This window comes from Streptomyces kronopolitis, assembly GCF_050953795.1.
Taxonomy (GTDB): Bacteria; Actinomycetota; Actinomycetes; order Streptomycetales; family Streptomycetaceae; genus Streptomyces; species Streptomyces kronopolitis_A.
The window spans coordinates 318,721-334,390 of the sequence record NZ_CP191850.1 but is presented as its reverse complement, the minus strand read 5'-3'; the positions used below and the strand labels follow the sequence as shown (position 1 = coordinate 334,390).

General features: G+C 69.9%; 13 protein-coding genes and 1 pseudogene. 9 read left to right on the top strand and 5 right to left on the bottom strand.

Going from position 1 to position 15,670, the window contains the following annotated elements; translation table 11 throughout:
* Window positions 1–117 precede the first annotated feature (117 nt).
* The 7 genes and pseudogenes from ACQP17_RS01280 to ACQP17_RS01250 all read left to right on the top strand — a co-directional run bounded on the left by ACQP17_RS01280 (window position 118) and on the right by ACQP17_RS01250 (window position 6,827).
* The gene (locus ACQP17_RS01280) at window positions 118–1,545 is read left to right on the top strand and encodes an aminotransferase class I/II-fold pyridoxal phosphate-dependent enzyme (RefSeq protein WP_433854501.1); all 1,428 of its coding nucleotides are present in this window, start codon (window positions 118–120) and stop codon (window positions 1,543–1,545) included.
* A 51-nt stretch (window positions 1,546–1,596) separates the two neighbouring features.
* Window positions 1,597–2,706 (top strand): annotated as a pseudogene (locus ACQP17_RS01275) (short-chain fatty acyl-CoA regulator family protein); the annotation flags it as partial.
* Window positions 2,707–3,222: 516 nt separating this feature from the next.
* Complete coding sequence (locus tag ACQP17_RS01270) at window positions 3,223–3,588, top strand: hypothetical protein (protein ID WP_433854500.1); 366 nt, start codon at window positions 3,223–3,225, stop codon at window positions 3,586–3,588.
* Between the two features lie 159 nt (window positions 3,589–3,747).
* Window positions 3,748–4,659 (top strand): hypothetical protein, encoded by a 912-nt coding sequence (locus tag ACQP17_RS01265; protein WP_433854499.1) that lies wholly within the window; start codon window positions 3,748–3,750, stop codon window positions 4,657–4,659.
* Entirely contained in the window at window positions 4,656–5,417 is a 762-nt protein-coding gene (locus ACQP17_RS01260) for a hypothetical protein (protein ID WP_433854498.1), read from the top strand. Before ACQP17_RS01265 ends, ACQP17_RS01260 begins: the two co-directional genes overlap by 4 nt.
* Window positions 5,418–5,655: 238 nt before the next feature.
* Complete coding sequence (locus tag ACQP17_RS01255; RefSeq protein WP_433854497.1) at window positions 5,656–5,838, top strand: hypothetical protein; 183 nt, start codon at window positions 5,656–5,658, stop codon at window positions 5,836–5,838.
* A complete protein-coding gene (locus tag ACQP17_RS01250; RefSeq protein ID WP_433854496.1) occupies window positions 5,838–6,827 on the top strand; it encodes a glycine betaine ABC transporter substrate-binding protein in 990 nt (329 codons plus the stop codon). Before ACQP17_RS01255 ends, ACQP17_RS01250 begins: the two co-directional genes overlap by 1 nt.
* An 88-nt stretch (window positions 6,828–6,915) precedes the next feature.
* Here the strand turns inward: ACQP17_RS01250 and ACQP17_RS01245 are convergent, their stop codons facing one another.
* Together ACQP17_RS01245 and ACQP17_RS01240 are read right to left on the bottom strand one after the other, a co-directional pair.
* Window positions 6,916–9,240 carry a protein kinase domain-containing protein gene (locus tag ACQP17_RS01245; RefSeq protein ID WP_433854495.1) on the bottom strand — a complete coding sequence of 775 codons (2,325 nt, stop codon included), beginning with the start codon at window positions 9,238–9,240 and terminating at the stop codon, window positions 6,916–6,918.
* Between the two features lie 316 nt (window positions 9,241–9,556).
* Window positions 9,557–10,126 carry a TetR/AcrR family transcriptional regulator gene (locus ACQP17_RS01240; protein ID WP_433854494.1) on the bottom strand — a complete coding sequence of 190 codons (570 nt, stop codon included), beginning with the start codon at window positions 10,124–10,126 and terminating at the stop codon, window positions 9,557–9,559.
* A gap of 82 nt (window positions 10,127–10,208) precedes the next feature.
* On the opposite strand from ACQP17_RS01240, the gene ACQP17_RS01235 reads away from it, so the two are divergent.
* Together ACQP17_RS01235 and ACQP17_RS01230 are read left to right on the top strand one after the other, a co-directional pair.
* Window positions 10,209–11,129, top strand: coding sequence for an NADP-dependent oxidoreductase (locus tag ACQP17_RS01235; RefSeq protein ID WP_433854493.1), 921 nt, complete (start codon window positions 10,209–10,211; stop codon window positions 11,127–11,129).
* 182 nt (window positions 11,130–11,311) lie between these two features.
* Window positions 11,312–11,923 carry a class I SAM-dependent methyltransferase gene (locus ACQP17_RS01230; RefSeq protein ID WP_433854492.1) on the top strand — a complete coding sequence of 204 codons (612 nt, stop codon included), beginning with the start codon at window positions 11,312–11,314 and terminating at the stop codon, window positions 11,921–11,923.
* 137 nt (window positions 11,924–12,060) lie between these two features.
* Here ACQP17_RS01230 and ACQP17_RS01225 read toward each other — a convergent pair.
* The 3 genes from ACQP17_RS01225 to ACQP17_RS01215 form a co-directional block, all read right to left on the bottom strand.
* A protein-coding gene (locus ACQP17_RS01225; protein WP_433854491.1) for an IS630 family transposase occupies window positions 12,061–13,142 on the bottom strand; the annotation gives its coding sequence in 2 pieces (ribosomal slippage) (window positions 12,061–12,641 and window positions 12,641–13,142; 1,083 coding nt in all).
* Window positions 13,143–13,459: 317 nt separating this feature from the next.
* Window positions 13,460–14,137 (bottom strand): matrixin family metalloprotease, encoded by a 678-nt coding sequence (locus ACQP17_RS01220; RefSeq protein ID WP_433854490.1) that lies wholly within the window; start codon window positions 14,135–14,137, stop codon window positions 13,460–13,462.
* Between the two features lie 389 nt (window positions 14,138–14,526).
* The gene (locus ACQP17_RS01215) at window positions 14,527–15,576 is read right to left on the bottom strand and encodes an FAD-dependent monooxygenase (RefSeq protein ID WP_433854489.1); all 1,050 of its coding nucleotides are present in this window, start codon (window positions 15,574–15,576) and stop codon (window positions 14,527–14,529) included.
* Window positions 15,577–15,670: the final 94 nt, after the last annotated feature.

Here is a 15,670-nt window from a genome sequence, read left to right as displayed (position 1 = left end):
CATGCACTGTGCAGTAGGTTATTGTTCAGAAAACAAAGAAAACAAGAGTCATTTTGTTACTGAACATTAATTTGCCGTGGCGTAACCTGTGGAGCCATACGCGGCAGGGGAGGACCGATGCGGGAGAACGCCCAGGTGAACGGCGGACACGGCGTGGGTGAGAGCGGCAATGGGGGAAGCGGCGAGGTGCGGACCTGGTCCACGGCCGACCTGGCCGCACGCGTCGAGGACCCGAGCGCCCGCGGCATCGCGGCCGCCCTGACTGACCTGATCCGGTCGGGGGAGCTGGCACCCGGCAGCGCGCTGCCCACGGTGCGGGCCCTCGCCGGCGCGCTGAACGTCAGCCCCGGCACCGTCGCGGAAGCCTGGGCGGTGTTGCGCCGGCACCGGATGATCGCCACGCTCGGGCGGCGCGGCAGCGTGGTCAGCGGCCCGCCGTCGGTACCGCGCCCCCTGCGCTACGAGCGCGTCGGCAACTTCGGCGACCGCCTCACCCTCGACCTCGCCGTCGCCGTGCCCGACCCCGCGCTGCTGCCACCCCTGGAGGAGGCGCTGCTCGCCGGAGCCCGCACCCCCCGCCTCAACGACTACGCCCGCACCCCCGTCACCGACGCGCTGCTCGACGCCGTCCGCGACACCTGGCCCTTCACTCCCGACGCATGGCTGGCCGTGGGCGGCGGTTACGAGGGCATCCACCTGCTGTGTCAGTCGCTGCTCGTGCCGGGCGACCGCGTGATCGTGGAGGACCCGACGGCGGCGCGGCTGCTCGACATCCTGGACGCCCTGGACGCCCAGATCGTCCCCGTCGCCTGCGACGACCACGGCCCGTTGCCCGACGCACTCGCCCAAGCCCTGGACCGGCGCCCCGCCCTGTTCCTGTATCAGCCCCGCGCCCAGGTCCCCTGCGGCCGCACCCTCACCGAAGCGCGGGCCGCCGCCCTCGCCGCCGTTCTGGCGAGCGCGCCGAACGTCACCGTCCTGGAAGACGACGGCATCGGCCCCCTCGCCGCCGTCCCCGGCACCAGCATCGGCGCACACCTGCCCGCCCGCACCGCCCTGGTGCGCTCGTACTCCACGGCATACGGCCCCGACCTGCGTCTCGGCGTGATCGGAGGCCCCGGGGAACTGGTCGAACGGGCCCGCGTCCTGCGCACCTTCGGCGCCGGCTGGACCAGCCGCATCCTCCAGGACGCCCTGGCCCACCTCCTCACCGACGAGGCGACCACCCGCCTCGTCCGCGAGGCCGCCCACCGCTACGGGCTGCGCAGAACCGCCCTCGCCGAGCGCCTGGACCGGCACGGCGTGCCCACCCGCAACCAGGACGGCCTGATGCTCTGGGTGCCGGTGGCCGACGAGACGTCCGCCCTGGTCACCATGGCTGCCCGCGGCATCACCGTGTCACCGGGCAGCCGCTACTGCGTCTCCTACGACACCCCGCACATCCGAGTCGCCACCAGCAGACTCTCCGACGACCCGGCCGCCCTGGACGAGACGGCCACGCTGCTCGCCCTCGCGGCCTCGGCCACGGCGGACCACCTGCACTGAGCGGCAGGCGTCGCGCCCCGCCCATACGCCTGCGCTACAACCGCCCCCCCCCGCATGCCCGATGTCGCCGGAGTGCTGGTCGATCTGGGCCGGCGCAACCACCAGCTCGCCGAGCGGCTGGCCGAAGCCGCGGAGGGCAGGGGGCAGACCGTGGGCACCCTGCCGCGCTCCCCGCACGAGGAGATCCGCGAGTTCTTCTACCGCCGCCGCAACTACCTCCACGACGCCGACCTCGCCGCCGAGGAACTCGCCGCGCAGATCGGCATCCGCCCGGGTGAGGTCGTCCGTCTCCTGTCCGCCCGCCTCGCGGAACGGCACGGTGTCCGGGTATCGGGGGACTCGCGGACCCTGCACCACTACGACGCCGCCGACCGCGTCCTGCACCTGTCGAACAGACTGCGCCCCGGCCAGCAGGCGTTCCGGATGGCCACCCAGCTGGCATTCCTCGAATACGACGACGAACTCTCCCGCCTCGCCTCGGAGGACTTCACCCCGGACTCCGCCGCCTGGTCGCTGGCCCGCATCGGCATCGCCAACTACCTCGCCGCGGCCATGATCCTCCCGTACCGCCGCTTCCACGCGGCGGCGGAAGAGGCCCGCTACGACATCGAGCGGCTCACCGACCAGTTCGGCCTCGGCTACGAGACGGTCTGCCACCGACTGAGCACCCTCCAACGCCCGCGCCTGCGCGGCGTGCCGTTCTCCTTCGTGCGGGTGGACCGCGCCGGCAACATGTCCAAACGGCAGTCGGCCACCGGCTTCCACTTCTCCCGGGCCGGCGGCACCTGCCCGCTGTGGAACGTCTACGAGGCGTTCGCCGCACCCGGCCGCATCCACGTCCAGATCGCCGCGATGCCCGACGGACAGCGCTACCTGTGGACCGCCCGCGCGCTCACCCGGCACCGCGGCGGCTGGGGCGAGCCCGGCAAGACCTTCGCCATCGGCCTGGGCTGCGAGGTCCGCCACGCCTCCCAGCTCGTCTACTCCGACGGCCTGGACTTCGACAACGCCGCGGCGGCCACCCCGATCGGCATGGGCTGCCGCATCTGCGAACGCACCGACTGCCCCCAGCGAGCGGTTCCGCCGCTGGACCGCCGCCTCGCGGTGGACGAGAACAGGAGCACGTTCGTGCCGTACCCCGTCGCCGAACCGGGCGCCTGACCACGGGTCCGGAGGCCGGGAGCCCGGGGCTTTCGTCTGCTGCCTCCACTGCCGAGCCCCGCGCCCCGGGGACTGCGCCGAACGCGTCAACTCCGCCTCCGCATAGCGCCCTTGCCCAGAACGGTGGGAGGGCGCCGCCAGGACGGCGTCGGCCGTGGGCGGCTGCTGCCCGGTGGATTCTCGTGCTCGGCCCGCCTCGGGACCGGCCGATGGCATGGCCGGCCGGCCCCTTGGGGCAGGGGACGCCGGTCCGGACGCGCGTCCCCCAACCCTTCACCACAAGGCAATTGGGACAGACCGGCCCGCGCCCGCCCCGGACTCCGGAGGGACACGGCACACCGCCCGCACCATTGACCCGGGGCGAGCGGCCGTCTCATGTCACGGAATGCCCCGAGCGCGCCCGGGAGGGTGCCGTACCAGGCCCATGGCGGTCTGTTCCGTGCCTGTCGTGGTCCCTTCGGCTCGGCCTCTGTGCGTTGCGGTGTGAGCCGCGCCTTCTCGCGGCAGACTGCCCCCATGACGAAATTCCTTTCCCGCGCGGCCGGAGATTCCGCGCTCTCCCTGTGGTCGAGGGACTCCTTCCTGTCGATCGGCTCAGCGGGCTCCGTGCTGTCCATCGGCTCGGTGGGCAGCGTGCTGTCCATCGGCGCCGTCGGCTCCGCACTGTCCATCGGCTCGATCGGGTCTTCCCTCTCGCTGCTGTCGTTCGGGTCCCTGCAGAGCACCGGCAGCGTGCTGTCCGTCCAGGCACGGTGGTCCCTGCTGACCGCCGGCCCGAGGCGCGCCCTCGGTGCACGCGGCATGTTCACCGTGCTCGGGGTGCTTGCTCGCGGTCTACGCACCGGGTCGTCCTCGCGAACGCGGGGCATCCGCCTCCCGTGAGGCCGCACGGGGGTGGCCGTGCGGGTACGGAACGTGGCGGCCAGGTGGCCGGTGACGTCGATGCGACCGCGTACGACACCGAATTCCCTCGTGCCGTACGAGCCCCGGGCCGAACGCCGAGCCCGTGCGTGCCAGGGTTTGTCGTGCTGTACTGGCGAGGTGGAGCGGAAGCACGCACTGGCATCGGTCACCCACCGGAGGCACTCCGGCGGCGCGGCTTCGGACAGTGCGAGTGACCGGCGGGCCGAGCAGGTGCGCACCCGCGTCCGGCTCATGATCGAGATCACGGCGCGGGTAGGCGCGTACCGGAAAGGGCTGATCGCGGCCGTTCGCCGGCTCAGCCCGGAGGAAGCGGCGATCCTCGCGGATCTGGAGCGCCACGGACTGCAGGTGCCCCAGCTGCACGACGTGCTGTGCGGCGGCCATGTGCTCGTCGATGAACCGCGGCTGTACGAGGACTGGCGGTTCACCAAGGTGAGCCACGAGCGCCTCTCCAGCCATCACCGTGACATCGACAAGGCTCTCTATCCCGACATCGGGATGCGCGGGGACGTGGTGCGGGAAAAGCTGCACGGACGCACCGCCCAGGGCACCTGGGTCCAGTTGGAGAAGACACCGGCCGCTTTCGGCGGGCGGAAGCTGCCCAGTGTGAGCGACCTCCGCCACCTCATGGACTACGTGGTCTACCGGATCACCCGCAGCAATGTCGGGCCCTGGGGGCTGTCCCGCATGACCGAGCGCCGACCGCTGTACCTGGCGCCGTTCCTCGCCGTGCCGACGTCCCTGACACCTCCGGTCGCGCGGGTGCTGACCCAGGCTCTGCGCCGGATCGAGGAGGCCGATGACGTCACTGCCGTTTCTACGGACCTGGCGGCTCGCTTCCCGCCCCCGGACCGTCAGGACCTCGCCGGTGAGCTGGGACAGTCGTTGTCCGGCAGGGCGGGCCGTGGGCTGTTCGGCAATTCCGAGGTGTGGGTGACCGAGACCCTCTCACGCAGCGCCGGCGCGGTGCTCCGTGAGACTCGCGTGCCGACCACGGTGGAATTGCTGCGGACGGGAGGACCGCCATGAGCGACGACGAGCAGCGTGATGTTCCCCCTGCGGCGCCGTCGGACACGGGCGCGGCGTCCGCCCCCGCGGGACTCGTTTCGGCCGTGGTGAACCTGGTCAACACCGGACCGGTGCTGCTTGGTGCGTACACCATCGCGGAACTCACCGCCGTGGACGCGATCGTGGACTTCCTGGAGGCCAGGCCGTCGGACGACGTGATCGCCGAGGCGGTGCGCTCGCTGGCGGCCCGACAACTGCTGCTGGCGGGTGACACGGGCGAGCAGGTGCAGGTACAGGGAGACCTGGGCATCGCCGTGGCGTTCCAGCAACGGGCCCGCAAGGTGCTCGACGCCCGTACGACGGGGTCGGGTCCGGGTGAGCCGTGGCGGATCCTGTTGCTCCCCCAACCCGAGCGGATCTGTCTCATGGTCCGCATCGACGCGCTCGGCGTCCACCAGATGGGGCTGTACAAGCTCGACGAAGCCTTGAACGCGCTCACCGAGTGGCTGCCGCGAGGCCCGTCGGCGGACCACGAGAAGGCGGTGGACACCGACGCCCTGCTCGCCGCCGCGGAGCGCTCCGCACTGGTCACCGTCACCGAATACACGGCGCAGGGTTCCGCCGAGACCGCGGGCACCAGCAGAGATCTGGTGCTGGCCCGCAGCGGCGGACGACTGCACGTCCTTGCCCGCGACCCCGGTAACCGCGAGAAACTGGTGCCGGACCCCGAGTCGGACAAGGGCGACGTAGGCGAACGGCTCGCAGACCTGCTGACGTAGACACCTGCCGCTGCGGACAGGGCTCACGGGACCGCTGGCCACATCGGCACGTGATCCCCCTCACGACCCTTACGACACCCCGTCTGGCGGGCGTGGTGAACCAGCTGCTGGTACAGGGTGGACAAAGCGGGCGCGGCATTCCGTGAACCAGACCTTCACTCTGCACTTTGCGCCGGGAAGGCTGATTCGAGGCCCTGTGGGGTAGGGGAACGGTGCGTCATCCTGGGAGGAGGGGTTGGTGCTTCAACTGGCCGAGTGCGTACCGTGCTTGGGGGAGCCGGTCATCCTCAAGGGCAAGGCGGCCGATCTCCCGGTGACAATCTGCGACCGTGCCATGGTGGTCTTCAGAGGTACTGATGCCGACGAGGCGCTCGCCGGGGTTCGTGCGGTGACCCGCCCACGCGGCCTGGAGGTGGACTGATGCGCCTGGCCCAGGTACGGACGGCCGTCGCGGGCGCGGGTGCCCTGCTGCTCGCCGCCGCAGGGCTGAGCGGCTGCGGACTGACCAGCGGCAGCCCGCTGGCCGACTCGGTGCGGCCCGGCTCCCTCGGGAAGGGGCGACCGCTGGAGGGCGCCCAACTGACCGTGACCTCGAAGGAGTTCACCGAGCAGATCATCCTGGGGCAGATCATGGGGCTGGTCTTCAAAGCGGCCGGCGCGGAAGTCCTGGACCGGACGAACATCCAGGGCTCGATCGGTGCCCGTGAGGCGGTCAAGTCCGGTGCGGCGGACGGGATGTACGAGTACACCGGCACGGCCTGGATCACCTACCTCGGCCACACCAAGCGGGTCGTCGACCCGCACGAGCAGTGGGAGGCCGTACGCGAGGAGGACCGCCGCAACGGCGTCACCTGGCTCCCCGCCGCCCCGCTCAACAACACCTATGCGCTGGTCGCGAACCGGGCGAACGCGCAGAAGTACCGGCTGCGCACACTCTCCGACGTGGCACGTCTGACGAAGAAGGACCCGGGAGCGGCGACGATCTGCGGCGGAAGCGAGTTCTCGGTGCGCGAGGACGGCCTGCCGGGCGTGGCGAAGACGTACGGATTCGCCCTCCGGCGCGGGAACTTCAAAAAGATGGACGACGGCGTCGTCTACACCCAGGTCGCCGAGGGCGCGGCCTGCGCTCTCGGCGTGGCGGCCACCACCGACGGCCGCATTCCCGAACTCAAGCTGAAGGTGTTGGAGGACGACCGGCACTTCTTCCCCAACTACAACGCGGCACCCGAGATGAACAGCGCCACGATGCGGAAGTACCCCGCCATCGCCGGCCTCCTCGCCCCGATCACCAAGCGGCTGACGGGGGCGCAGGCCCAGCGGCTGAACGCGCGGGTGGACGTGGGCGGGGAGGACCCGCACGAGGTGGCGAAGGACTGGCTGGTGCGGGAGGGCTTCATCCGGGAAGGCTGACGGACGGAATCGTAGGAGTCTCCGAGTATGAGCCCGAGGCCGTCGTAGCCTTCCACGGCCCTCGACGACGGCCGGCGGGACCCATGGGTCAGCCCGACTTCGGCGGCTTCTGCGCGTCGAAAGCGAAGAGACTGTTCTTGGCCGCGGCCACGATCACCGCACGCCCCGCAAGAGTCACCCGGGGGCTTGCGCCCTGCTCGCCCGTCAAGGCATCGACCTGCGGGTCTGTTGTCCACAGGACCTTGCCGTGGTCCGCCGACAGCGCGACCACCCGGCCGGTGGCCGAGCTGAAATACAGTGCGTCCCCTCCTGCAGCAGGGCCCGACGCACCCTCTACGCCGGTCTGCCGCGACCACTTCTTCCGGCCGGTCGCGGGGTCGAGTGCGGTGACGAGACCGGCCTGCCCGCTCACGTACACGGTGCCGTCCGCCATGCCGGGCGTCCCCGCGAATGTCGAGGCCAGTCGGGAGTACGTGACCTTGCGCGAGGCCGGGTCGACCTGCGCCACCCCGTCGTAGCCGGCCAGGTCCGTTCCCTTCCGGTGTACGTGCAGGAGTACGAGCCTGCCGTGTGCGACGCCCACCGGCACGGCGGGGCCGTTGACCGCGAGGGGCCCGCCCAGCGTCCCCGAGGCGCGGTCGACCGGGTACAGGGTGGGGTGACGCACCGCCAAGGCATCCACCTCCGCGTTCTTCGCGCACATCGCGACGAGCTGAGTGCCCACCGGGACGGGAGCGCACTGCCTACCGGCCGGGAACGGCGACGTCCAGGTGACCCGACCGCTGTGCGCGTTGCGCGACTCGAAGCGGGAGTGGGAAGCGTCGACCGTCACGACGTCGGAACCGACCACCACGGCGTCCTGCGCCCGACCCGTCACGGCCGACGACTGCGCCCCGGACGGTACGGACCACAGCTCCCGGCCCTTGTTCGCGTCGATGGCCACCACCTCGCGCGGAGGGTCATGCGGGGCGTCCTGGGCGGCGAAGCGGTAACCGAGCACGGTGTCGTCGGTGGCGCCCACCAGGTGCAGGCCGCTGGTGGGGACGCCGGGGCTCTTCGCCGTCCACACCCGCGAGCCGTCGCCGGCTCTGATACGGGTCGCGACCACACTGCCGCCCCCGCAGAACAGCGCGTCGCCGCGCGCGACGCAACGCAGTTCGTCGGGGATGTCCGGGCGGCCACCGAGCACGGCCTTGTGCCACGGCTCGAAGCCGTCCGGAAGCGCGGCAGCCGGCACCGCAGGGCTGTTGCCCTTGTCGCCGCCGCTGCTCCCGCCGAAGCCGCCCGCCGTCAGTGCGGCGACTCCTCCACCGATCGCCGCCACCGCGACCGCGACCGCGGCCGCGAGCACGGAACGCCGGCGGCGACGCGATCGGCGGCCGAGGGAGGTGTCGGCGCTCCCCGTATCGGGACCGGCCGAGGTAGCGGTCGACGCTGCCGACGGAGGGGTGGCCGACGGAGGGGTGGCCGCCGTCGGGGTGGCCGCTGTCGTGGTGACCGCCGCCGGGGTGACCGGTGTCGGAGTGGCCGGTGGCGCGAAGTGATGCTCGGTGACCATGTCGCGGGTGCGGCCCGCGCCGACTCCCCTCGCGTCGCTCTGGCCGAGGTCGGTCGGCAGGTCCCGCAGCAGTACCAGGAGTTCGTCCGCCGAGGGGCGCGCGTGGGACTCCTTGGCCAGGCACGACTCGGCGACCGCGCGCAAGGCCATCGGGACGTCTTCCAGCGACGGCTCCTGGTGGACCACCTGATACGCAGCAATGTACGGGCTGTCCGCGTCGAAGGGCCCGTGGCCCGTCGCTGCGTACGCCAGCAGCGTCCCCAGCGAGAAGACATCGGACCGAGGCCCCACATTGCGCGGCGACTGCAGCTGCTCCGGCGACATGAAGGGCGGCGTTCCGATCACCCGCCCGGTAATCGTCAGCGTCTGCTGGTCCACGGCGCGCGAAATGCCGAAGTCGATGACGCGTGGGCCCTCGGGTGAGAGCACGACGTTCGAAGGTTTCAGGTCACGGTGGACGACCCCCACCCGGTGGATGTCCCGCAGCGCCTCCGCCAGCCCGATGGCGAGCCTGCGCAACTCCGCTCCGCTCAGCGGGCCCTTCGTGGCGATGCGCCGGGCGAGTGTGTGGCCCTGGATGTAGGTCGTCGCCATCCACGGCTGCTCGGCCTCAGGGGCGGCGTCGACCACGGCGGCGGTGAACGCGCCGCTCACGCGCCGTGCCGCCGCCACCTCTTGCCGGAAGCGGATGCGGAACTCGTCGTCCGCCGCGAACTGCGGGTGGATCAGCTTGATCGCGACAGGACGGCCCGAACTCGTACGAGCCAGAAAGACCGTGCCCATGCCACCCGAACCGAGTCGCGCCTCCAGCGGATAACCGCCGATTTCGGCTGGATCACCTGCGCGCAGCGACACTCTCCCCGACCTCCCGTCCCTCGTCCACCTCTGCCACCACGGGCCTGCGTACCTGCCCTGCACACAAGTTAGCCGCAGGGCAGTTCAGCAGAGCACAGCGGGTGAGGCGTGGCGCGCGGACTCAGTGCCGGTGATCGGCGAGGCGTTCTCGGAGCGTGCTCGACTCGCGCGCCGGCATCGGGACGAGATCCGGCTCGGCCCGCAGCACCGTGACCAGCGAGCCCTCGCCGCTCACCAGCGCACGGGCGAGGTCGAAGCGGTACTCCGGAAGCAGCGGGTCGAGGTGGCGGCCCGAGACCCGCCGCGGAATCGTGGGTCAGCACACGGCTCCGGCCGCGCGTACCTCGGCGAGTGCCTGCCGCGCCAGCGGGCCGAAGTCCTCGCCGTTGTCGGTGTCGATCCACCGGTCGTAGGCGATCTCCCAGACGAGGCTGCCCAGTTTCGCGGCCACGTGCGCGGTCAGGCCCGGGACTCCACGGCGGTTGAGGGCCTCGATCATCGAGGCGGTGAGGTCGATCCTCTTCAGGGCTTCGCGTTCACGCAGTTCCGTATGGGCGTTCAGTACGGCCTGGCGTCGGCCGCTGAACTCGCGGCGCTCGACGGTGAAGAACGTCCGGCCGAGCGCATCCAGGCCCTCCGCCACCGCATCGAGCGGCTCGGCCGCCGGCGGGGCCGAGGTGATCCCTTCGACGAGCAGATCGGCCACCGTGCCCCCGCCGAAGAGCACCTCGCGCTTGTCCGGGAAGTACCGGAAGAACGTGCTCTTGGTGAGTCCCGCGCGCTCCGCGATCTCGATCACGGTCGTGTTCTCGTAGCCGTGCTCCTCGAAGAGGTCGAGGGCGGCGGCGGCGAGTCGTCCGGGTGCGTCGGGTTGCCAGCGAGCCATGGGAGCAGTGTACGGGACTTGGTCCCATCGCTGGTGTACGGTCGATGAGACCAAGTCCCATCACTGCCCAGGAGACGTCACGATGAGCAGAGTTGTCCGATACCGACGATTCGGCGGTCCCGAAGTACTCGAACTGCAGGAGATACCCGAGCCGCACGCCGCACCTGACGAGGTGCGCGTCCGGGTCACGGCCGCCGGGCTGAATCCGATGGACTGGCAAATCACCACGCAGCCCGACATGGCGGCGCGGTTCGGCATCACCCTGCCGGCCGGGTTCGGCAGCGACTTCGCCGGAGTGGTGGACGAGGTGGGCGCCGACGCCACCGGATTCGCGACCGGCGACCGGGTGTACGGGGCTGCGATCGGCCGGTCCGTCGCCGATTTCGTGCTGGTCAAGACACCCGCGGCGACGCTGTGGCGCACACCGGAGGGCATCGGCGACGAGGTGGCGGGCACGCTTCCGGTCGCCGGCCTGACGGCCTCCGCCGCGCTCGCCGCGATCGGGCTCCACGCCGGGGACACCGTTCTGATCGGCGGGGCGGCGGGCGGCGTGGGCGTCTTCGCCACACAGCTGGCGAAGCTTGCGGGCGCCCGGGTGCTCGGCACCGCCTCCGAGCGCACCTTCGGATTCCTGCGCGGGCTCGGCGCCGAACCCGTGGCGTACGGCCCCGGCCTGGCGGACCGGGTGCGGGCCCTCGCGCCCGAAGGCATCACCGCCGCAACCGACCTGTTCGGAAGGGAGGCGGCCGAGACCGCACTCGAACTCGGCGTGGCACCCGAGCGGATCACCGTCGTGGCCGACGGCCCCGCCCCGCCGCCCGGCGTGCGCTCGGCGGGCGCCGTCGATGCGGACCCGGGCGCCCTGCAACGCATCACCGACGCGATCCGTTCCGGCGAGATCACGGTGCCGATCACGGCGACCTTCCCCGTCGAGCAGATCCGCGAAGCCGTCACGATGCAGGCAGCGAGGCACGTACACGGCAAGATCGTGATCGCCCTGTGAACCGGCCCGACGTGCACTCGGCGATCCGGATTTGCAACTACTGACCTCTGCGCTTCAGGGTGACGCATATTGCGTCCTTCGGCGCACTGTCGCCTGTATCGGTGGGGTGCGAGCGTATGAGCTTGATCCCTGTTTGTTCTGGCCACTGGATACCGATGCAGCGGCAGGTCAGGATAGGTGGGATGAAGTCACGCAGCACATCCGGCAGGGGACAGTTGGACCCAGTAGCTGAGTCAGTCGCCGTCTACAGCGACCATGCCGACGACTACGCGGCGGTGCACGCCCCGAAGATGGCGGATCGTGTCGAGCGGTTCGCGGTGTCCTTGCCTGCACCTTCGCTGATCCTCGACGCCGGGTGCGGTCCGGGCCGCGACCTTGCGCGATTCCAGAAGTATGGGCATGTGGTGCGTGGTGTCGATCTCAACCCGGTGTTCGTGGCGATGGCCAACGCCCACGCGCCCACGTCCCGGTGTGACCTGCGCGAGGTCGCGACGCGGTTCCCGACCGGAACATTCGATGGGATCTGGGCCTCCGCCTCGCTTGTCCACCTCGACAGGGTGGACGCAACGGACGTGCTGGGGCAGTTCGCCGGGCTACTGCGGCCTGGGGGCAGGATGTACGTGTGTCTCAAGGTCACAGGCCGCACGGGATGGCTTGACGAACCTGACGGCCGGCGGTGGTACACGGTCTGGGACCCCGACGAGTTCGCCTCCGCTGTGGCCGGTGCGGGATTCGCGGTCGACTCTGTGGACCGGGGCCCGTACGTCGAGGTCTGGGCTGCCCGCAGCGGCTGACCTCCAGGATCGGGCGGTGCCGGGAGGACAGGCAGCATATCCAGGAGATGCGCTATCCGGATGGGCGGCCTGAGCGCCTGAGAGCGGTCCCAGTGTGGGCAAGCACGCTTCGAGACCGCCGAGTTACTGACCTTGGCTCATTGGGGCGAAGGTCCGGTGTCTGGGGTGAGGCCGGTTCCGGCGATGAAGCCGTCGAGGGTGCCGGGCCGGTACTGGAGGCGCTTGAGTCGGTTGCGGACGAGCGCCTCCAGGCGGTCGAGGGCGACGACAGCGAGGTTGGCCAGACCGTGTTTGACGTGCGCCCATACCCACTCGACCGGATTCAGGTCGGGCGAGTAAGCAGGCAGCAGGAACACCGTCAGCCACTCGCGCTCGTCGATCAACTTCCGCATGGCACAAGAGACATGGGTGTTGAGCCGGTCCCAGACCAGCACGATCGGCGCCTTGAGGAGCTGGTGGGCGCCGTCGATCAGCGCGATGAAGTCGCGTTCGCCCATGCTGCGGCGCTTGCCCTGGCCCGACGGGTGACAGATCAGCCGGTGGCACAGTCGGGTGCGCGAGCCCGGCCGCATCGCGATCAGCCCGGCCACCGACAACCGCCCCGAGCGGCGTCCGCTGACCGTGACGACCGGCGTCACGCCGCGTCGGCCCCAGGTGCGTCCTTTGGGCGGCTTGCGGGTGAAGCCTGCCTCGTCCACGAAGCAGAGGTAGCCCCCGCAGGCCGCCCGGGCCCTTTTACCTCGGCCCAGGTCGCCTCCTTCCACACGGTGACGGCCTGCTCGTCGCGCTCGGCCACCCTCCGGGCGGGCACCTGCGGGGAGAAGCCGAGCCGGTGCATCAGCCGTGTCGCGCCGGAGACGCTGTAGGAGACGTGGAACTTCCTGCCGATCAGCGTGGCCACCCGAGCGGCGGTCCACACCTGGTCCTCCACCCAGCCGTGCGCGGCCGGCCCCTCATCGAGATACATGGCCAGCTTCTCCAGGCAGCGCGGGGACAGACGGCACCGAGACCCGCTCGCGCCACGCGAGGCCAAACCCTGCACGCCGCCCTCCCGCCACAGCTGATGCCACCGGTAGGCCGATTTTCGGCTCACCCGCAGCCGCCGTGCGACCTCCGGCGGCTTGATCTTCTGCTCGAACAGCTCAGCCGCCTGCATCCGAAGCGACTCCCGGCGCTGACGCCCTGCGACGGTCAGCCCACCCCCATCCGCATATCTCACACACCCCGGAATACAACCAACGCCCCGGCCTCATCAGGAACTTCAGCAAAGATCACCCTGACGAGCTGAAGTCAGTAACGGAAAATTCGGCGCATCGAACCTACCGCGGGTCTTCCGCGAGGTCAGGCCGCCTTGAACGCCCGCCGGTCGAGCCTGAGTAGTCCAGGACCGCCCTGACGAGGCCACAGCGTCGCGGCTGTGGCCTCGTCGTGTGTACCGGCCGGGTGGACTGAAGACGGCGCCCGGCGGGCGGGCTCACGGGAAACGGATCTGATCGACGCGCGACCGTTCACTTCCCTCTTCCGGTCACGCGGAATTCACCGAACCGGCGCCCCGTACAGAGCCTGAATTCGCTGAATGTCCTCCTTGCCCAGCGTGGTCTTCGGGCCCGTGTAATAGGGGTACATGATGGACTTCGGGTTGGCGGAGTGGCTGAGGCCCAGAATATGGCCGAGTTCGTGAAGGGCGACGGAATTGAGGTTGGTTCGTCCCGACTGCGTCGTGGTGCTCCAGGGCTCCCGGTCATCGAAGTGCAGCATCCCCCACTGCGGTTCATAGGCGTGTGCCAGCACACCCCCCTGACCGTCAAAGGGCGCATTGTCGCCATGGCCGCCGGTGTAGAAGCCTATCTTGATGTTCGCCTGGCTACCGGTGGTCTTGGTGAAACGGAGCTTGCTGACCTTGGCCCAGGTGTTCAGCGCCTTCGCGAGGGCGTTCTCGACCTCGTCCTGCTTTCCCCGGAGGTCGGGGCGGGAGCTGTAATGGTCCAGCTTCCAGGTGAGTTTGGCGGAGGGCCACTTGTTGGCCTCGGCGGCGAGCCCCTGCCCCTTCTTCTTCCCCAGCACATCGTCGAGATAGGGGCGAGTGGTGGCCTGGTGGTGCGATGGGGCGGCGTGGTGCTTATCGGTTGGCGCCGGAGCCGCCTGTGAGTAGCTGGGTATGAGCACAAGAAGAGAGGAAGCTGCAACGAAAGCAGCCGCCACAGTGCGGCGCATGAACATTCCTTTGATGTGGGGGAGGGCCGGGGGAAGCGGTAAATTCCCTGTCGCACATACGACGTGACGGGACGCGATCCAGGAACGTTCGGCAAGAACAAGCCAGCCAGGAAATGCGAGCCTTAAGTGTCCTTCAGCCTGGGATAATGCTGAGGTGCCCGCGCCAAGCCGTAGAGTGGCTCACGTCCCCGACCGGACGTGACTACCGGGACGCCACTACCGAGTTGACGTCGCAGCCGGTTCAGGGGTTTGCGGCAAGGGATCGGCTGCACCCAGGGGGAGAGTGCCGGCCCCAGGCCGCTCCAGCATGTGTGCCAGGTTCTTCCGGGCGATCTGTTTGCGGAACTCCCCTTCGTAGGAGGGGTCACCGGAGTCGTGCATGGTCTCGGTCAACCGGACTGCCGCTGCCTGCCGCTGCCACGTGTGGTCCAGGCAGATGTCGGAGTAGCGATCGAGCAGACCGGAGTCGTGGTTCTCGACGTGCTGGATGACTGCGCGGGCGAACACGTCGGCGTCATGGAGGGCGAGCTCATCCCCTGTGCGCTCATCGGTGAGATGAGGTGCGCCGCGTCCCCGAGAAGGTAGAGCGTGCCGTAGCTCATGGGGCTGAACACCACTCCGCGGAGCGGCACGACCTGCTTGCTGGTGATCGGCCCCCTGGTGGGCACGGGCGCGCCGAAGCGAGTGTCCAGTTCATTCCAGATGCGGTCGTCCGGCCATTCCTCGATGGTGTCGGTGAGCGGGCACTGTAAGTAGAGACGACTGGCGCTCGGGCCACGAGTGATCTGTGCGGCGAAACCCCGGGAGTGCACGGCCAGCACGGATGGAGGGGTCGCAGGCACCTGGGCCATGACGGTGAGCCAGGCGTACCCGAACTCGTGGGTGGAGCAGGTGAGGACGTCCTCGGGAACGGCCGTCCGGCTGACGCCACGAAAGCCGTCGCTGCCGGCGATGAAGTCGCAGCCGACGGTCGTTGTCGAGCCGGCGGCGTCCCGGTAGCGCACCAGAGGGTGCTCGGTATCGATGTCGTGCAGGGAAACGTCTTCGGCTCCGAAGCGCAGATCGCCACCGTCACGGAGAAAGACCTTGATGAGGTTCTGGACGAGTATCTGCTGCGGGCAGAACACACCGCCGACATCCTCCGAGTGGGCATCCCTCTTCCACTGCCGCCTTTCGCCCTCGATCAGCAGCGGTATAACTGAATCAAGGTTCCCGCTGCTGTGGCCCTCGACGACCTCGGCCAGCCCCCACTCGCGCAGCCGGCGGACCCCGCCGGCATCGAGAGCGCCGGCCCTCTGCCGCTGCTCCACGTAGTCACGATCGTGCCGCTCCAGGACGATGCAGGAAATGCCCTTACGCAGAAGGAAGTTGCCGAGCGCCAGCCCGGCGATGCCGCCTCCCACGATGACGACAGTGGCGTTCTTGTCAGTTTTGATCATGTAGTTTCCGGCTCCTTGCAGACGGCCAGACCGAACCCGCCTGAGCGTGAGCGACCGCGCCGCCTAGTTGGCGTGGCGTACTGAGCACCACTGT